Origin of the sequence: Aliinostoc sp. HNIBRCY26 (assembly GCF_050235535.1) — a bacterium.
GTDB lineage: Bacteria > Cyanobacteriota > Cyanobacteriia > Cyanobacteriales > Nostocaceae > Trichormus.
In genome coordinates, this window is the sequence record NZ_CP189852.1 from 564,953 (window position 1) to 582,810 (window position 17,858).

Here is a 17,858-nt window from a genome sequence, read left to right on the forward strand (position 1 = left end):
TACTAACAAGCGAGCAGCGCACTTGTAAATGGGTATCATGGGCAATTTCTTATTACTTGCCGCAGAAGCGCACGCTGTTCACTCTGAGTTGGCAGAAGGCGCAGCAGAAGGTGGTTTCGGTCTAAACCTAGACATCCTGGAAACCAATGTCATTAACCTGGCGATTCTGATAGGCATACTATTCTACTTTGGACGTAAAGTTTTAAGCAATATCCTGACTGAACGCAAGTCCAACATTGCTACAGCGATTCAGGATGCCGAAAAACGCTTAAAAGACGCACAAGCTGCTCTTTCCCAAGCGCAAGAACAGTTGACCCAGGCTCAGGCTGAAGCAGAGCGCATCCGCAAAGCAGCCGAAGAAAATGCCCAGGCAACTAAAGAAGCCCTATTGGCCAAGGCAGCGCAAGACGTAGAACGCTTGAAACAATCAGCAGCAGCTGATTTAAACACCGAAAGAGAGCGCGCGTTGACCGAACTGCGGCAGCGAGTAGCCGCCCTAGCATTAGAAAAAGTCGAGTCACAACTGCGGTCGGGAATTGCTGACAATGTACAGCAAGCCATCATTGACCGTAGCATCGCTCAGGTGGGAGGACGGTAATGAAAAGTACTGTAGAAACAGCTGAAATAGCCCAGCCTTATGCACAGGCTTTGATGTCACTAGCAAAATCCAAAAATCTCACCGAAGAGTTTGGTAACGATGCTCGTACCTTAATTGACCTGGTGCAGAATTCTCAACAGCTAAAAAATTTCATAGATAACCCCTTTATTAAACCAGATACAAAAAAAGGGGTGATCTCGCAAATTTTGGGCGAGCAAGCTAACTCTTACTTACGCAACTTTTTGCTACTGTTAGTAGACAAACGACGCATTTTCTTCTTGGAAGAAATTCTACAGCAGTATTTAGCACTGTTGCGGCAGTTGAATCAAACCGTGTTAGCGGAAGTCACCTCTGCTGTTCCCCTATCACCAGAACAGCAACAGGCAATTGAGCAGAAAGTTATCGCACTGACCAAAGCTCGTCAAGTAGAACTGGTAACTAAAGTTGACAGCGATTTAATTGGTGGCGTGATCATCAAAGTCGGCTCACAAGTAATTGATTCCAGCTTACGGGGTCAACTCCGTCGCCTGTCTTTACGCTTAACGAATGGCTAGGGAGAAGGGACTGGGGACTGGTGACTAGAGACTGGGAGAACAAAGCAGAGGAGCAGTGGTGTAGAAGAATCTACAACTCAGCACTCAGCACTCAGCACTCAGCACTCAGCACTCAGCACTCACCACTCTACTGATTACTATCAAATTCTTCCGTCTTGCAAGAAAAAAAGATACACCATGAGCATATCAATTAGACCCGACGAAATTAGTAGCATTATTCAACAGCAAATCGAGCAATACGACCAAGAGGTTAAAGTTGCTAACGTAGGTACTGTTCTGCAAGTTGGAGACGGTATTGCCCGGATTTATGGTCTAGAAAAGGCTATGGCGGGTGAATTGTTGGAATTTGAAGATGGTACTGTTGGTATCGCCCAAAACTTAGAAGAAGATAACGTTGGTGCGGTATTGATGGGTGAAGGCCGGGAAATCCAAGAAGGTAGTTCTGTCACCGCTACTGGTAGAATCGCTCAAATCGGTGTAGGCGAATCCTTGATTGGTCGTGTCGTTGATGCTTTGGGTCGTCCTATCGATGGTAAAGGTGACATCAAAACCAGCGAAAACCGCTTGATTGAATCTCCTGCACCTGGTATTATTGCGCGTCGTTCCGTACACGAACCAATGCAAACTGGGATTACCGCTATTGACTCCATGATTCCCATCGGTCGTGGACAACGGGAATTGATCATTGGCGACCGTCAAACAGGTAAAACTGCGATCGCCATTGACACCATCATCAACCAAAAAGGCGAAGATGTAGTTTGTGTTTACGTCGCTATTGGTCAAAAAGCTTCCACCGTTGCGAACGTAGTCCAAACCTTGCAAGAAAAAGGCGCGATGGACTACACCGTAGTTGTTGCTGCTAACGCCAGTGACCCTGCTACCCTGCAATTCCTCGCACCATACACCGGCGCGACCATTGCCGAATACTTCATGTACAAAGGCAAAGCAACCCTGGTAGTTTACGACGACTTGTCCAAGCAAGCACAAGCTTATCGCCAAATGTCCTTGCTGCTGCGTCGTCCACCCGGACGGGAAGCTTACCCTGGAGACGTATTCTACATTCACTCCCGCTTGTTGGAACGCGCTGCTAAACTCAGCGACGAATTGGGTAAAGGTAGCATGACTGCACTACCTATCATCGAAACCCAAGCTGGTGACGTTTCCGCTTACATTCCTACCAACGTAATTTCCATTACCGATGGTCAGATTTTCTTATCTTCTGACTTGTTCAACGCCGGTGTTCGTCCGGCTGTAAACCCCGGTATCTCCGTATCCCGTGTAGGTTCGGCGGCGCAAACCAAAGCGATGAAGAAAGTTGCTGGTAAGATTAAACTCGAACTAGCTCAGTTTGACGACCTCCAAGCCTTCGCGCAATTCGCTTCCGACTTGGATAAAGCCACCCAAGACCAATTAGCTAGAGGTCAACGCTTACGGGAACTGCTCAAACAGCCCCAAAACGAGCCTCTGTCCGTAGCTGAACAAGTAGCTATTCTCTACGCTGGTATCAACGGTTACTTAGATGATATTGCCGTTGACAAAGTTACCACCTTCACCAAGGGTTTCAGAGATTACTTGAAATCTGGTGCTACCCCCTACTACACCGCAGTACAAGGTAGCAAAGTGCTAGGTGATGACGAAGAAAAATCCTTGAAGGCTGCTTTAGAAGATTACAAAAAGACCTTCAAAGCAGCAGCGTAGTTGGTCATTAGTCATTGGTCATTAGTCATTAGTTCACAAATTAATGGCTATTGACTATGAATTTTCGACTAGAGACTATTGACTGGGAACTTAAGAGAATATGCCTAACCTAAAATCAATACGCGATCGCATTCAGTCGGTCAAGAACACCAAAAAAATTACAGAAGCGATGCGCCTAGTAGCGGCGGCGCGGGTGCGGAGAGCGCAAGAACAAGTGCTAGCAACTCGCCCCTTCGCTGACAGACTAGCGCAGGTGCTTTACGGTCTGCAAACCCGTTTGCGCTTTGAAGAAGCTAACCTCCCACTCCTGAGAAAACGGGAAGTGAAATCAGTAGGTTTGTTGGTAATTTCAGGCGATCGCGGTTTGTGTGGCGGTTACAATAGCAACGTCATCCGTCGTGCTGAAAACCGTACCAAGGAACTAAAAGCAGAAGGTATAGATTACACCTTCGTCATCGTGGGACGGAAAGCTGCTCAATACTTCCAACGCCGCGAACAACCAATTGACGCTACTTATACTGGTTTAGAACAAATCCCCACTGCTGAGGAAGCCACTAAGATTGCGGACGAATTGCTGTCTTTGTTCCTTTCTGAGAAAGTAGACCGCATCGAGTTAATTTATACTCGCTTCGTCTCCTTGGTAAGTTCTCGTCCCGTAGTGCAAACTTTGCTACCTCTTGACCCCCAAGGTTTAGAAGCAGCCGACGACGAAATTTTCCGCTTAACCACCCGTGGCGGTCAGTTTGAAGTGGAACGGCAAAAAGTGACTAGCGAAGCACGTCCCTTACCCCGCGACATGATTTTCGAGCAAGACCCAGTACAAATTCTGGATTCCTTGCTACCCCTATATTTGGGCAACCAACTGTTGCGAGCATTGCAAGAATCTGCCGCTAGTGAACTAGCAGCACGGATGACAGCGATGAGCAACGCCAGTGATAACGCTGGTGAATTGATTAAAAGCCTTTCCTTGTCTTACAACAAAGCCCGCCAAGCTGCAATTACTCAAGAGCTGCTTGAGGTTGTTGGTGGTGCAGAAGCACTCGGTTAGGAATAAATCAATTGCTAACTATAATTAATAGCTAATTGCTGGTGATTTAAAACTAGCGATTAGCTATTTTTAGTTTTGGGCATATGCGACAAACAAATGTGATACAACTCTCAATAAGGAGGGCGAAACAGTGTGGCTCAAATAAAGGTGTTTTACGAACCAGAAATGGAGCTATTAAGTGTGTTTTGGCAAGTACCGAGAAAAAACCAAATTGCCACTGAGCATGGAGACGGGGTGATTTTGATCAAAGATGGGGTAAGTGGTGAGCCAATTGGGATAGAAATTTTATCCTACCATCCAGGAGGCGATCGCTTTGATGCCGTGAGTGTTGAGTTAGGGCAAATAAGTTCAATGCAACCAGTTGCCTAACAATTCTAATGTATCAGACGGACAGGTGTGTAAATCTTTCCTTGTTTTACAACAAAGCCCGCCAAGCAGCAATTAATCAACAACTGCTTGAGGTTGTTGTTAGTGCAGAAGCTCTCGGTTAGGAATAAGTCAATTGCTAACTATAATTAACAGCTAATTGCTTGTGAGTTTAAAACTAGCGATTAGCTATTTTTTGTTATAAGACCGATGTGATTAGTATAAGGTGAAAAGCAGTAAGCAAGAGATTGAACGGGAGATAATTTTGACTTCGTTAATCTTTTTTATATAGTTTGACTTTATGTTTGGCTTTATTATGTAGATTTAACTTAGTAAATCAAAGCATCATACTTTGCAACACTTTAGAAAGGATTTGTGAATATTAATTATCTTGAGATCAAATAAAAATAACGTACTTTACTATAAATTACAGTTTAATACTTAGCACAAATTAAAAAAATAATAACTATTTCCCATGAACACCAATGAAACTATAAATAATGATTCTGATGCCCCAAAAGTTTTCATTAGCTACAGTCATGATTCACAGGAACATAAGGATAGAGTTCTAATTTTCTCTAATCGATTACGGGCTGAAGGCATTGACTGCAACATTGATCAGTATAGAGAATCACTAGATGAGGGGTGGCCTAGATGGATGAGGAATCAACTCGAATGGGCTGATTTTGTGCTTGTTGTTTGTACTGAGAATTACTATAGGCGGTTTTGGGGTCAAGAAGTTTCAGGAAAAGGACAAGGAGTCACTTGGGAGGGAGCTATCATTCTCCAAGAACTCTACGAGACCTATCAAAAAACTAACAAGTTTATACCTGTGTTATTTCCTGATGGAGAGTCTAAAAATATTCCGGAAATATTACGTTCCTTTAGTGGCTATAGACTAGAGATTAACGAAGAATATGAAAAACTCTACCGCTTAATTACAAACCAACCTGCGGCTCAAAAGCCTCCTTTGGGTAAAGTCGTAGATTTACCACCGCGTCCGTTACCACCATTACCCCCGCGCGAACGTCAACAGACTTTTGAAGAGATTGATAGTGAAAACCCAAATCCTGGGACTGCACAAAATATACATCAAGATATACGTAATAATTCTGGCTTTGTGAATGGTATTAATTATGGGAATCAAACTATTAACTATTAATAATAAATAGTCAATTTCAAGAGATTCCACCATTACATTTATGTAAATTAAGCTGATAATATGTGACTTTCTACAGGAGATGGAAAACCTCTTTCAAAATCTCTCTCCTACCAGGAAAGATTTTAAATTTCTGGTTTGGAAGTTAGATTTTTAGTGGACTTTTTTACATGACGTGAAAATTCAGCATAATATATGGCTAAAATTGTTATTTTAACGATAAAAGAATAGGCTTAAAACTAACATTATGAAGAGTAATAATAACCCAAGTGCCGAACAGAAAGTAGATATTAATCATGGATTTGCTGTTGCTGCTAATTACGGACAACAGACTATAATATATCAAAATGAGCAATCAGATATTGTTTGGGCTGAGAAACAGAATTTCGATAAGTATAAATATCCTGAATTTCCAAACTTATTAGAAAAAGATAAGCTAATTCAAATAATCAAGAACGAAAGATTATTGATGATAGGTGGCAGTCATGAAGATCAACTAGATATAACAGAGTACATAGCGATGGTACTTGTTGAAAATATTAACCAAACAAAATCGCCACAAAATAGCAATACAGAATCACCACAGAATAGCAATCTCTATGTTTGGGAATTGACTTGTGATGAAAAAACACGAATTAGTAATGTAGAAATTTTGAAGAAAAAACATAAAAAAGATAATGAATATAATAATGCTATTTTTATTCTGTGTAATTTAGAACCTATTCACGTCAATAAAGATTTACAAAAAATTCAGAATGCTGCTAAAAATAGTGATAATTATGTTATTGTTTCGACAAATATACCTTATGATAAGTGGTCTCTAGGACAAGAAATAAAAAAACTATTTTGGGAAGTACCACATGAAAACTTATATAACCCACAGGAATTAGCAGAAGCACTAATTAAGGGGATAGACAAAAATAAATTGTTAGATAAGGATCTCGAATCGCATATCCGGCAACGTGTGAGTGAGCAATTAGAGTTAAAAACGTTCACTAGTATTGGACGTTGTGTTAACTCACTAAATTCAGAAAAAGAACCAATAAATAAAGAGAGGATTGATAAGGCAATTCAGGATTCTAAAAATAGCAAAACTAGCCTTGAAAAATGGTATCATTATCAACTCGATGCCCGCGAACAATTACTAGCAATAGGTATAAGTTTTTTCGATGGCCTTTTTGAAGATCAGTTTTTCGCTGCTTTAGAAAAATTAGTATCTGAAGTGTGGCAACAGCGCGATCCATCTCTGCAAGCTCTCGATTACTGCGATTTTACAAATTTGGGTAATCATCACAGTTTTACAGATGAAGCGAAAGATCCATTCGATCTGAATAAGTTTAAATTTGTCAAGCAAGAACCTTACGCAACTGATATCGAAATCTATAACAGTAAAATCAAGCGTTCTAATGAACGTCCGACACTATTTAGCGTGGCTTGGAAAAGTCACCGCAGGCAGATAATCACCGCCCTGCCAGTAATAGTAAAGCTTGTACAAGATTCAGTAGGAACAAAATATGACAATTGGGAATTGTACGGCAATTCCAATCGGCGTAAACGATTACGCGAAACTATTACTGAAACACTCAGTGATCTTGGTTCAGTTTCTACAAGTTCAACTAGTGCCGTTCAAGGTGCTTTAATCCAGCTAAGTGCTGATGAACACAATGAAGTACAAAATGTTGCAGCGACAGCAATAGCACGGTGGTATCGTTACGATGTGAATAATAAGGAGAAATCGAAATTATTAAGAGAAAAATTTCTCGGAACTCTCCAATGCTTCTATAGCATTGCCATACGAAAAGCTCAACCCGATGAAGATAAAAAGGCTAGAGATTGCGTCGGAGCTACTGTAGCTCTTGCAGTCAGATATGCTGCAAAGACTGACTATAATTACTCACCTCAACTATCAGAAGAATTATGTGCCTGGCTTAAAGAATTAGCGGAAAATAAACAGCCTATTGTTCGCAATTGCTTTAGGGATAATACGCTTATCTATGTAGTGCAGTTATACTTACGGCAATTATACGATAACGGCATACTTAAGCATATGATACAACAGCACGCTGATCTAAATATGGACATTGCCCTAAGTTTGGCGATCGCTGTTGGGACAGATTCCTCAACAGTCAAAGAAATACTAGATTCTTGTTATAAAGAGTGTACGCAGGAGTGGAGCATCAACCGGAGAATAACTACCCAGTACCATACCTTACTAAGAACTGTAGCCTTAACCTACGGCTATATAGATTACAACAAAACATCTACTCCATTTAGATTTAATCAAGCCTTCAGGCGATTGCACAGAATTCTTGTAGAAGAGAAAGAACCATTTGTGTGCGACTTCGTTGTTATTGCAATTTGTCTACTAGCCACAAACAATTTACCTCAAATGGAAGAGGAATTGGAAACTTTAGTGTCTGAATTTTCAGAGGACAAACACAACGAAATTATTAAAACTCTGACCAAAATCTACCGCGATAAAGCTAAATTGCCCGAATCCGAATCTCAAGATGCTTTTCCTCTGGAGTTGCTTAAAAAATTATTCCAGGTTGTAGCACTAGTGTATGAAGCAGTTCAACAAGATGAAGAAAAAGGTACACTTACAGTCCAAAATGCTTTCTTGCGTTTATTCGATATTCTTGTAGAAAAGGAAGAGAGATTTATATCTAATTCTCAAATATCTCTTAAAAATGACAATATATCTATATCTGAGACAGTTACTATTGCAATTCGTATTTTAGCAAGTAAACATTTTGAGCAACTTCAATTAGGAACTTTACCACCTAAACTTACGGATAATAAATACAGAGACATACTCAAAAAAATCTTAACCGACATCTATCTTGATCAACGTGCAAATCAAGCAGGTGGTGATGAAGAGATTGAAATTAAAGGATGCCATTATCGAGTTTGGACAAGATCAACGCGCCCAGCGACTCCTATGGAAGAATTAGTGTATAGCTGGATAAGAAGTGAAAATACCACATATCACGAAATTGCTATACAAGCCTCAGTTTATTTTGTCGATGCACTAAAAGATTAATTAAATAAAAGAGCAACTTAGATATGCAGGATAGTAAACAACGTGAATTTAAAATTGTAGCGTGGTTTTTAACGCTCAACGCAGGGAGCAATCGAAAACGTTACAGAAAAATTATCAATGGATTGTTACCTGAAGCAATAGCACAAGATAGAGTGAATAAAGACAGTTTAAAGTTTGTTTTAGAAAAATGGCTTAAAGCTTCAGACAATGATATACAAACTATTTCAAAATTATTAAATCGAGGAATACCACTAGCAAAATACTTTTGGGTATGGATATGGATATTGGGTGTCATTATAATAGGATCATTATTTCTACTAAATTCATCAAGAAGTAATCAAGACTCTTCTTTGCTTAAAAATCAATCTTCTAACTCTTCCACTGTAGAAATATCATTTAATCCACCAAAAAATAGAACTTTAACAAAATCAGAATCCGTTGCTTTAATTAATGAATATTTGCAAAGAAAGGAGAGCTTTTATGCTCCTCCTTTTGATCCAGAAATTGCTACTAGTATTACAACAGGTAAATTGTTAGAGGATATAACAAAACCTGGAGGTGTAATTGATTCACTAAAACAAGAGCTAGAGCAACATGGTAAATATTATAGATTTGGACAAAGAAAAATCGAACCTCTTGATTACTTTTATGCTAGTGATAGTTTAGTAAGAATTGATGTAAGAGTTACTGAAGAAGTTTTTATTTACGAATACGACAGCTTAAAATCAACTCAAGATACTCCTACTAATTATATATTTACCTTAAATAAACTAGAAGATGGTAATTGGAAAATAGCTGATAGAGAATCTCATGAAAATTTAGGAGACGGGGAATAAGTCATGATTCCTATAAATGCTTTCACTACGTTCCCAGGAAAGAGTCGAATCTGATAGCTATTTTTTCTGGGGCGATATCTGCTGTCATATTATTTAACTAGTGATGGACACACAAAGATTTGCTACCATCAAAACAGCAAACTTGAAGGTGCTTATGACACTGACAATTGTGGCTGGATCTGCTCCTCTGAAGGCGAATGAAGACGGTGTGATGCTCGTCGGCAAAACTCGCGTGACACTGAATAGTGTCGTTGCCGTCTTTAAGCAAGGAGTGACAGCAGAGGAAATTGTTTATCGCTATCCATCGCTGAATCTAGCTGATGTTTATGCCACAATCGCGTTCTATCTCAATCACCAATCGGAAGTAGAAACCTACTTACAACAGCGACAGCAGCAATCACAACAGATGCGTGCAATGAATCAAGCCAGATTTGATCCACAAGGCTTGCGCGATCGCATATTTATAGGCAAAAGTAACACGTTTAAGTAACTATATGTAAAAACTATGAACATCCAACTAAAGGCGGAATACGAACAATTTATACAAACCCGAATTGCTACAGGTAGATATGAAAATGCTGAAGATGTGATTATCAAAGCATTGAAATTGCTGGAGGAATGGGAGAAAGGTTATCAACAATGGGAAAAAGAAACTGAGAAAAAACTAGCTGCGGGGCTAGCGGCTATCGAACGTGGGGAAGTAGAGGATGCTGAAGTAGTGATGGCGCGACTAGAAGATAAATTACGGAAAGCCCGTGAAACTCAAAGATAATGGAATACTTTATTGCCAAGGAAGCCAGCCAAGATTTAGATGAAATTTTGGATTATTTTTTAGTTCGCAATGTCAACGCTGGCGAAAAGTTTATTCGAGAATTTAATAAAAAATGCCAAAATATAGCTCAGTTCCCAAATATAGGACGGAGTTACGGGAAGTTTGACTCTAGGTTGAGAGGAATTCCATTAGATGGCTACATTATTTTTTATCGAGTTTTTGAAGACAGCGTGGTGATTGTGCGCGTAATGAGCGGTTATCGGGATTTAGAATCTATATTCGCAGATGTAGAGGATGAGTAAATTTTTGATTTACCTGAAAAATTAATTGTAATTTCCTATACATTTAATACTCATTCCTAATCTAGCTCCAGCCTTCCTCACAAGCGAATAAGTGATTGAAAAATCTGAGACTAGCGAAACTAGACGAAAAGCGATCGCCTCTGCAACTAATTTTCCCGTAGCTAAGTTGTAGTGTTTGTCTAGGTGGGAGTTTGTAAAGCAAATAAAATAGAGAGGAAAACTCGAATAACCAGAGTTAATAGCATGGTTTCCTCAGAACTAATCTCGACATTACGGGGTCTGAGTCGTGCAGACAAATTCCATGTCATGCAAATTTTAATCTCAGAACTAGCAAAACAAGAAACGGATCTAATTCAACCAAACCAGTCTTATCCAGTGTGGTCGCCCTATGATGCAGTAGAAGCAGCAGACACTATGCTACGAGTGTTACAAGATACTGAAAATCAAGACCATGTTTAACGCTGAACGATATCCCTTTGTTTCTAGTGATGCTACATCAGGGGAAGCTAGCTTTCGTCCACATTTACCCCTAACCCTGATTTATCAACAAAAATCTGTTGAAACATCAGGTTTATTGGATACTGGTGCAAGTGTCAACGTACTTCCCTATCCAGTGGGAATTGAGCTTGGTTATGAATGGGAACGCCAGACAACAGCACTGAGTTTGACAGGAAATCTTGCTCAGTATGAAGCGCGAGTCGTGCTTGTGCAAGCTATTGTTGGACAATTTGACCCTGTAAAATTAGTATTTGCATGGACTCAAGCTACAAATTTGCCGATCATTTTGGGTCAAGTCAACTTCTTCATGGAATTTGATGTGTGTTTCTACCGTTCTCAATTACTGTTTGATATCAAACCAAAGTCCTATCAGTCTTAAATTGGATCAGGGTATTTTGCGATCGCTCTTTCTCTGGGACGATATCTGATATCATATTATTGAAATGGCGATCGCTTCACCCCTAACGCCGATTATCTTAATTATTTTATGCAGTTGGAATGGAATCCAAAAAAAGCCCAACTTTTTGAGAGTCGGGCTTTACTGTGTAGAAATATCAATATTGGTGGAGTGTTAATAACACTTAAAACCAAGATATGCTTTGCTAGTATTTGCCCCTTAATCTGTTAATTTACCAGTCATAAAAAGATGAATTATAAGGTGAAAACTATAATAGCAAAGTCTATTACTGCATTTATTGTTGATTAATGAACAGTATGAAGAATTACTTCTTCTTTACTACCACCTTTTGGGCTTTTTCTTGCATTTCCAACAATTCTGGAACTGTCACAAAGCTATAACCTTGACTGCGAAACTTAGCAATAATTTCTGGTAAGGCTTGGATAGTTTTAGAGCGATTCCCACCGCCATCGTGCATCAAGACAATACCACCAGGTCTGGCTAGGCTAAAAACATTGTTAATTAACCTGGGTACGCTGGGTTGTGAGTAATCAACGGAATCTGACGACCACATAATAATCGCATATTTATTATTTTTGGCATAAGCCGCCACCCCGTTGTTCATAATTCCCCCTGGTGGTCTAAATAAAGTCGGTTTCACACCAGTAATCTGATAAATTAACTCTGTTGTTTTAGTTACCTCATAAGCAGCTAATTGGGGATTCATTGCATGATACCAATGATGCCAAGTGTGATTACCAATGGTATGACCCTCGGCAGCTACACGCTTGAGTATATCAGGATACTCCTTGACGTTTCTACCAACAACAAAGAATGTACCTTTAATATTGTTTTCTTTAAGAATATCTAATACTTTTGCTGTTGATTCAGGCCAAGGGCCATCATCAAAAGTCAAGGCAATTACTTTTTGTTCTTTATTGAGAGTTGCTGATTTAATTACAGCTCCTTGGAAGCGTGGAGATAAAGCAGAAATACCCTTGGCTTGTGCTTGTTGCTGCCAACTATTCAGCATCATTGTTTTTAAGCTTTCAATTCGCTTTTGAGTTCCTGGTTTAGCGGCTGATGTCGGTACATTGCTGAAATCAATGCTGTGTCTACTCTCAGCATCAGATGTATTGGGTTTTACTAACATCATCAAACCAACACTCAAACTGGCACTTAAAGCAAACAGAGCAATTAATATTCCCTGTGGCCATAGCAACGACTTATTATTTTCCACTTCCTAGCTCCTCCAAGGTAACAACCATCAAACCCTATTGTGATGGTGATTTTTAACACATCTAAATCCCAATATTTGGATACGCAGAAAATATCGGATAATCCTGAAACTTTGAATACGAATTCACAGAAATTAAGAATCTACACCCTGGGGTCTTAAGCTTCAGCTGTAGGTAATAGTATTTAAATTTATACACTGATTTACTACAGATCCTCTAGAATATTTGATACCTTTGAATACTAGCTAAATTCACTCAAGGAATAATGAAAAATTTCATTAGCTTTACTGCAAGTTTAGATATAATTACAGTCACTTAAGTGGTTTAGTATACAGTTAAAAGGGTAATTAAACTTATGTTATGAGGTTCACAACTATTTAGTGTGTAGATATTTGTCAAATATGAGCTATTCAAAATTTTGATTTAGGTTAAATATTTTGTCTGCTGTAAGCTCTATGCAACTACTAATAATGATACACACTTTAATATTGAATGCCATTTTTACCTTTTAAAGAAAAAATTAAGTTTTTACTGGGTTGTTTTCTAAGTTAGGCTCTATCAAGCAGGTAGACTAAACTCTGACTAAAATAGTTTCTCACAGGAAAGAGCTTTTTATAAGTTAATCTATATACTCTTTTCATCCTTGATGAGAAATCATGTTATTAAATATTGAATTTGAATCTTATTTTCAAATAGTGACTATTTGAATCTCAAGGGGTAAATGACTAGATACTTTCTTAGTTGCTATTTCTAATTTATTTTATGCCCTACATTATTAATATTAAAATTAAATATATATTGTTACAGTAAAATTACTGAAATTTGTTTACCAAAAGTTTAAACTGTAAAGAGTAATTCATACAGATCAGAGGAAATTCAATTAGGTCAAATTGTATTTTTAGTTACTGATTACTTACCAAGGATTGATCACAACATTATCTTAAGTTTTTGATATGCGTCCATTCCGAGAAAAAGAATGGCTATTAACTTTATCCGCATTATCGCTGTTGCTTTGGTTAATTTGCTTAGGTAATTTACCCCTGCGAGATTGGGATGAGGGAACAATAGCACAAGTAGCCCGTGAAATTTGGCGATCGCCTATTGATTCTATGGGTTGGCTGTATCCCACGCTAGGGGGAGAAGCATATCATAATAAGCCACCTTTGATACATACACTCATTGCTGGGGTTTATTCTACAGTAGGAGTGAATGAATGGACAACACGTTTACCAGGTGCGGTGTTGACAGCTTTGGGTGTGCCTTTGCTGTTTTCCTTGGGAAGATTAATTTTCGGGCGTAATTTACCTGCTGTATTTGCGGCTCTAGTGTACATGACAATGCTACCTGTAGTCCGTCACGGCAGATTAGCTATGTTAGACGGTGCGCTAGTGACTTTTTTTCTGCTAGCACTGTTTTGTTTATTCAAGGCGCGAAAAAACCTCCGCTACGCGTTAGGTGTAGGCTTGGGTTTGGGACTAATTACCCTGACTAAAGGGATGATAGTTTTACTATTGGGGGGAATTATTGGTTTATTTCTCATCATCAATCGACAATGGAAATGGTGGCAAAATCCTTATTTATGGGTGGGAATCTTCTTAGGTAGTCTGCCTGCGATCGCGTGGTACACTGCACAGTGGCTGCATTATGGCAATACTTTTTTACAAATCAACTTACAAAACCAAACCTTTAACCGACTTGTAGAAACTGTTGAGGGAAATACAGGTTATCCTTGGTATTATTTCATCGAAATTCTCAAATATGGTTTTCCCTGGGTGTTATTTCTCCCTGGAGGTTTGTATTTAGCTGGGAAACAACGTCATACTGCTTGGGGCAGTTTAGTCTTAGTAGGAACAATAGTTTATTTAGGCACTATTTCCTTAATGCCAACTAAACTTCCTTGGTATGTCATACCTGTATATCCATTTTTAGCCTTAGCAGTTGGGGCGAAAGTCAGCGAAGTTTGGGAAAAGCAACATCTGCAAAAGAGAGTTTGGACAATCATATTTGCTGTTTTGTCTATTGCAGGGATAGGAGGTTGTATTTATTTCGCAGCGAATGATCCTCAACCTGTGCTAATAGTGATGAGTATTGTTTTAGCCGTGAGTATGGGTAGTGTAGCATGGCTAGTGAATAGGAGCGATCGCCGTTTCATTCCTGTTTTATTTATCGGAATGTATTTGGTTTTAATGTTACTCATGACTTCCAAATCTTGGATATGGGAATTAAACGAAGCTTTTCCCGTCAAACCAGTAGCTGAATTAATTCGCAACCATGTTCCACCAGGGACAAAAATCTACACTTCTTTTGCTTATGGTCGTCCTAGCTTAGATTTTTATTGTGACTGTAGAGTAATACCTATAAAAAATTCAGATATATCACAAGTTTTGGCTAATGATTCCTATTTGCTTTTAGATAATAAAACTTTGAATAGCGTTAATATAACAGATAATCAATCACTAGGGACAGCCGGAGAATTTACTCTGATTGCACCGCCAAGCAATTAATTGATATGTTTACATCTTTACTTTTAAGCTACCCATAAGTTTTGTGAAAATCGTATAGAGAAAGTAATTAAAAGTATGGTAAAAAACGCCATAGCAGCATATCCCCAACGAGAATAGCGAGATAGCAACATCCCCAAAGCAATGCTGAGTGATACTATACCGTAAGCGATGCGATTCATGGATATAGTTCCCCCAGAGGCAAAAATTAGTCCCAAACCGCAACAACCGTAAACAAAAATTATTGAGAGGAGTTGAGAACGTAAGTGCCATAATAAGTAACCACCTCCCAAGAATATTCCCACATTAATCAAAGGATCTCCCGCTAATAACCAGGCTAATAATATTAAGATGAAAAACGCATAATCTACTTTGAGAGAACCTAACCGTTTACGGAAATACCATAATAAATAAGCGATAATGATCAAGCCCACAAACAACAGTGGATACCAAGGATCTTTAATATATCCAGACTTGACATTTACCGGGCCTATAATTATCTGCATCAGTATCTTTAACCAACTTTGCCATCGGAATCCCAATTCAGGCCGCCATGCTTTTTGTGCGTGAACAAATGCTAAAAAGTCACCAAATTTAATTTGACAGTATATACTGTACAGAAATATGCCAGCACCACTGGCTAAACTGAAAATATAGGCCTTGATACCTCTACTTTCCTTGAAGGATACGATCAATAAGGATAATATCAAAGCGATTCCTGTCGGGCGAGTTGCTGTAGCCATAGCACCCCAAATAGCCATTTGAACATATTTTCTTTGATCAAAAGCTTTTAAAGTTGCTGTACTCAACAATAAATATAATCCTTCTGTATAAATTACTGTGCCGAATAATGACATAGGAAAGAAAGTCATTACAGCTAATACCCATCTTGTAACTTTAATGCCATAGCAATTATTTATCCAAGAAAATAATACAATTAGTGACCCCAAAAAAGCTAAGTTATTCAGTAATATGCCTGCCAATTTAAATGGCACCCCTAAAATAATTAATCCTCTTAATATCAGAGGAAATAAAGGAAAAAATACAACTGAATAGTCTTGATTTATGACTGAATAACCATAGCCTTGGATCGCTATTTTTTCATAATGAACACTATCAAAGGCATAAAATACATCCCAATCTAAAGTTGCAGCTATGCCGTTGTTTGGTGCAGGTAGTAAGGGTGCAATCCCCAACATAGCAATAATTATAAAGAATCTGCTAAATAACCAAATTCCGATCACAAATAACCAATTATTGCTAAAAATATAATTATTTTTAATCATTCATTTTATTTATAAAATAATCTATTAATAAATACTAGTTAAATCAATCGATTTGATTATACTCATGCTCATTGTTAACTTATCTTAATTAGACTATCAAATCGGTGATTGCTCAACCTAACCATTTATCTTGTCCGTAATTATACCATTGTTCAATCAAAGCAATTGCAGAGACAACAATAAATAGATATATAGTATCATAGCCTTTATTTTTCGGTAGTAGATAACGATATATATAGCCAACTGCTATAAAGAAAAAAGGCAAAGCAAATATAAATCTACCTAAACTAAAAAGGCGGTCTTGCGTAAAAAAGACAATGACACAGTGAATAACAGTAAAATAGATAGAAAACCAAAAAATATAGTTTTCATTGAGTAAAGAAATATAATTATTATTCATCAATTTTTTAAAATATTCATTATGTCTAACTTTATGATATTTCAGTAAATTAAATATATATAAAATAACTAATAATGGCGGGTAGATCAATAGAATGTTCCATAGTCGAGATTGGGGAATAAATAATGGTATGCTTTTTTGAGAAAATTCTAAATATACACAGATAATAGCCAAAAACAAAACTATAAAAGGTAAATAAAGAGCTAACAAATCAAATAGTAACGATTTTGGGGTGAATAAAAGTTCTAAATGTAGTCCCAGACTTTTACCCCACAGCTTTTGATCTTGAAACGGAGCCAGAAAGTCTCCTCGCTTGATTAGACAAAAACTACCATAGACAGAGTAGCCTAATAATGCTGATATCCAAATATTAATAGTTAGTTTAATCTCATATAAATGCTGACTGATGATAGTGAATATACTACCTCCCAAACTCTGTTTTTCTTGGAGGTATTTTATATACAAGATAGTTCCTAAAGTAGCCAGAGAGGAAAAACATATTTGAATAAGTACAGGTCTAGTTAAAGCCAACAAAAATGTCAGCATAAAAATTAAGCACAGTTTAATATTTTGATTAATTTTTAATCTAGGTAAGCAAACCCAGATAAATAATGTACTCAATAGCGCAAATAAACTTTCGGTGTAACCTATAACACGAAATATAGCCATAGGGTTCACAGAATATGCCAGAACTAATAAGAAAGCTAAACTTACTCTCTTGAAAGCTATGTTAAAAACCCAAAAAAGTGCAAAAATCCCAATAAAAGATAGAAAATTTGCTACTACTAGAAAGTAATGTGCTGCTTGTTCTATACTCTGGGGATGAAATAAGCTCCGAATAATAAAAGGCCAAAGAGGATAAAAAGCATTACAACGAGGATTTATAGCTAATGCGGCGTAATGTTCTACATCCCAGTAGTAACTTCTATGAGGTAGTTGTGGTGGAATTACTCTGTATAACTGTGTAGGTGAGAAAAATTTATAGAAGGATTCTGGATTTAATAACATTCCCAGGATAGTACAAAATAAAAATCCAGAAAATATAATTAAAGGTAAGACGAACAATACATATTTCTTTTTATTCATTGATTTATCAACCAATAATAAATTATTACCCTGATAATTTAGGAATAACTTTGAGTTATGTTTGATTTTATCAATC

At 37.9% G+C, this 17,858-nt stretch carries 17 protein-coding genes; 14 read left to right on the forward strand and 3 right to left on the reverse strand.

Annotated elements, in window-relative coordinates; translation table 11 throughout:
- Positions 1 to 28 precede the first annotated feature (28 nt).
- The 13 genes from ACQFX9_RS02375 to ACQFX9_RS02435 all read left to right on the forward strand — a co-directional run bounded on the left by ACQFX9_RS02375 (position 29) and on the right by ACQFX9_RS02435 (position 11,253).
- A complete protein-coding gene (locus ACQFX9_RS02375; RefSeq protein WP_427160533.1) occupies positions 29 to 598 on the forward strand; it encodes a F0F1 ATP synthase subunit B in 570 nt (189 codons plus the stop codon).
- Positions 598 to 1,152, forward strand: a complete 555-nt coding sequence (gene atpH, locus ACQFX9_RS02380; protein WP_427160534.1) for an ATP synthase F1 subunit delta — start codon at positions 598 to 600, stop codon at positions 1,150 to 1,152. Before ACQFX9_RS02375 ends, atpH begins: the two co-directional genes overlap by 1 nt.
- Before the next feature lie 177 nt (positions 1,153 to 1,329).
- Complete coding sequence (gene atpA, locus ACQFX9_RS02385) at positions 1,330 to 2,850, forward strand: F0F1 ATP synthase subunit alpha (protein ID WP_427160535.1); 1,521 nt, start codon at positions 1,330 to 1,332, stop codon at positions 2,848 to 2,850.
- A gap of 100 nt (positions 2,851 to 2,950) precedes the next feature.
- Positions 2,951 to 3,898, forward strand: a complete 948-nt coding sequence (locus ACQFX9_RS02390) for a F0F1 ATP synthase subunit gamma (RefSeq protein ID WP_236142992.1) — start codon at positions 2,951 to 2,953, stop codon at positions 3,896 to 3,898.
- A 132-nt stretch (positions 3,899 to 4,030) separates the two neighbouring features.
- Positions 4,031 to 4,267, forward strand: coding sequence for a hypothetical protein (locus ACQFX9_RS02395; RefSeq protein WP_427160536.1), 237 nt, complete (start codon positions 4,031 to 4,033; stop codon positions 4,265 to 4,267).
- 472 nt (positions 4,268 to 4,739) lie between these two features.
- On the forward strand, positions 4,740 to 5,426 hold the full coding sequence (locus ACQFX9_RS02400; RefSeq protein WP_427160537.1) for an SEFIR domain-containing protein: 687 nt from the start codon (positions 4,740 to 4,742) through the stop codon (positions 5,424 to 5,426).
- A 244-nt stretch (positions 5,427 to 5,670) separates the two neighbouring features.
- A complete protein-coding gene (locus ACQFX9_RS02405) occupies positions 5,671 to 8,466 on the forward strand; it encodes a hypothetical protein (protein WP_427160538.1) in 2,796 nt (931 codons plus the stop codon).
- Between the two features lie 23 nt (positions 8,467 to 8,489).
- Positions 8,490 to 9,302: an IMS domain-containing protein gene (locus ACQFX9_RS02410; protein WP_427160539.1), complete on the forward strand. Its 813-nt coding sequence runs from the start codon at positions 8,490 to 8,492 to the stop codon at positions 9,300 to 9,302.
- 154 nt (positions 9,303 to 9,456) lie between these two features.
- Positions 9,457 to 9,792: a DUF433 domain-containing protein gene (locus tag ACQFX9_RS02415; RefSeq protein WP_427160540.1), complete on the forward strand. Its 336-nt coding sequence runs from the start codon at positions 9,457 to 9,459 to the stop codon at positions 9,790 to 9,792.
- A gap of 15 nt (positions 9,793 to 9,807) precedes the next feature.
- Positions 9,808 to 10,074, forward strand: coding sequence for a ribbon-helix-helix domain-containing protein (locus tag ACQFX9_RS02420; RefSeq protein ID WP_427160542.1), 267 nt, complete (start codon positions 9,808 to 9,810; stop codon positions 10,072 to 10,074).
- Entirely contained in the window at positions 10,074 to 10,376 is a 303-nt protein-coding gene (locus tag ACQFX9_RS02425; protein WP_427160543.1) for a type II toxin-antitoxin system RelE/ParE family toxin, read from the forward strand. Before ACQFX9_RS02420 ends, ACQFX9_RS02425 begins: the two co-directional genes overlap by 1 nt.
- A gap of 243 nt (positions 10,377 to 10,619) precedes the next feature.
- Positions 10,620 to 10,835: a hypothetical protein gene (locus ACQFX9_RS02430; protein WP_427160544.1), complete on the forward strand. Its 216-nt coding sequence runs from the start codon at positions 10,620 to 10,622 to the stop codon at positions 10,833 to 10,835.
- Entirely contained in the window at positions 10,828 to 11,253 is a 426-nt protein-coding gene (locus tag ACQFX9_RS02435) for a hypothetical protein (protein WP_427160545.1), read from the forward strand. The genes ACQFX9_RS02430 and ACQFX9_RS02435 overlap by 8 nt, the downstream gene beginning before the upstream one ends.
- 343 nt (positions 11,254 to 11,596) lie before the next feature.
- Here the strand turns inward: ACQFX9_RS02435 and ACQFX9_RS02440 are convergent, their stop codons facing one another.
- On the reverse strand, positions 11,597 to 12,511 hold the full coding sequence (locus ACQFX9_RS02440; protein WP_427160546.1) for a polysaccharide deacetylase family protein: 915 nt from the start codon (positions 12,509 to 12,511) through the stop codon (positions 11,597 to 11,599).
- 951 nt (positions 12,512 to 13,462) lie between these two features.
- Here ACQFX9_RS02440 and ACQFX9_RS02445 point away from each other — a divergent pair.
- Entirely contained in the window at positions 13,463 to 15,013 is a 1,551-nt protein-coding gene (locus ACQFX9_RS02445; RefSeq protein ID WP_427160547.1) for an ArnT family glycosyltransferase, read from the forward strand.
- 23 nt (positions 15,014 to 15,036) lie between these two features.
- Here the strand turns inward: ACQFX9_RS02445 and ACQFX9_RS02450 are convergent, their stop codons facing one another.
- Positions 15,037 to 16,296 carry a hypothetical protein gene (locus ACQFX9_RS02450; protein WP_427160548.1) on the reverse strand — a complete coding sequence of 420 codons (1,260 nt, stop codon included), beginning with the start codon at positions 16,294 to 16,296 and terminating at the stop codon, positions 15,037 to 15,039.
- 112 nt (positions 16,297 to 16,408) lie between these two features.
- On the reverse strand, positions 16,409 to 17,782 hold the full coding sequence (locus ACQFX9_RS02455) for a mannosyltransferase (RefSeq protein ID WP_427160549.1): 1,374 nt from the start codon (positions 17,780 to 17,782) through the stop codon (positions 16,409 to 16,411).
- Positions 17,783 to 17,858: the final 76 nt, after the last annotated feature.

What these genes read in the sequence shown, in the direction of transcription:
- ACQFX9_RS02420 (WP_427160542.1), top strand. Translation starts at nt 9,808, where the DNA reads ATGAACATCCAACTAAAGGCGGAATACGAACAATTTATACAAACCCGA.
- ACQFX9_RS02435 (WP_427160545.1), top strand. Translation starts at nt 10,828, where the DNA reads ATGTTTAACGCTGAACGATATCCCTTTGTTTCTAGTGATGCTACATCA.
- ACQFX9_RS02430 (WP_427160544.1), top strand. Translation starts at nt 10,620, where the DNA reads ATGGTTTCCTCAGAACTAATCTCGACATTACGGGGTCTGAGTCGTGCA.
- ACQFX9_RS02450 (WP_427160548.1), bottom strand. Translation starts at nt 16,296, where the DNA reads ATGATTAAAAATAATTATATTTTTAGCAATAATTGGTTATTTGTGATC.
- ACQFX9_RS02390 (WP_236142992.1), top strand. Translation starts at nt 2,951, where the DNA reads ATGCCTAACCTAAAATCAATACGCGATCGCATTCAGTCGGTCAAGAAC.
- ACQFX9_RS02415 (WP_427160540.1), top strand. Translation starts at nt 9,457, where the DNA reads ATGACACTGACAATTGTGGCTGGATCTGCTCCTCTGAAGGCGAATGAA.
- ACQFX9_RS02405 (WP_427160538.1), top strand. Translation starts at nt 5,671, where the DNA reads ATGAAGAGTAATAATAACCCAAGTGCCGAACAGAAAGTAGATATTAAT.
- ACQFX9_RS02400 (WP_427160537.1), top strand. Translation starts at nt 4,740, where the DNA reads ATGAACACCAATGAAACTATAAATAATGATTCTGATGCCCCAAAAGTT.
- ACQFX9_RS02375 (WP_427160533.1), top strand. Translation starts at nt 29, where the DNA reads ATGGGTATCATGGGCAATTTCTTATTACTTGCCGCAGAAGCGCACGCT.
- ACQFX9_RS02445 (WP_427160547.1), top strand. Translation starts at nt 13,463, where the DNA reads ATGCGTCCATTCCGAGAAAAAGAATGGCTATTAACTTTATCCGCATTA.
- ACQFX9_RS02455 (WP_427160549.1), bottom strand. Translation starts at nt 17,782, where the DNA reads ATGAATAAAAAGAAATATGTATTGTTCGTCTTACCTTTAATTATATTT.
- atpH (WP_427160534.1), top strand. Translation starts at nt 598, where the DNA reads ATGAAAAGTACTGTAGAAACAGCTGAAATAGCCCAGCCTTATGCACAG.
- ACQFX9_RS02410 (WP_427160539.1), top strand. Translation starts at nt 8,490, where the DNA reads ATGCAGGATAGTAAACAACGTGAATTTAAAATTGTAGCGTGGTTTTTA.
- atpA (WP_427160535.1), top strand. Translation starts at nt 1,330, where the DNA reads ATGAGCATATCAATTAGACCCGACGAAATTAGTAGCATTATTCAACAG.
- ACQFX9_RS02425 (WP_427160543.1), top strand. Translation starts at nt 10,074, where the DNA reads ATGGAATACTTTATTGCCAAGGAAGCCAGCCAAGATTTAGATGAAATT.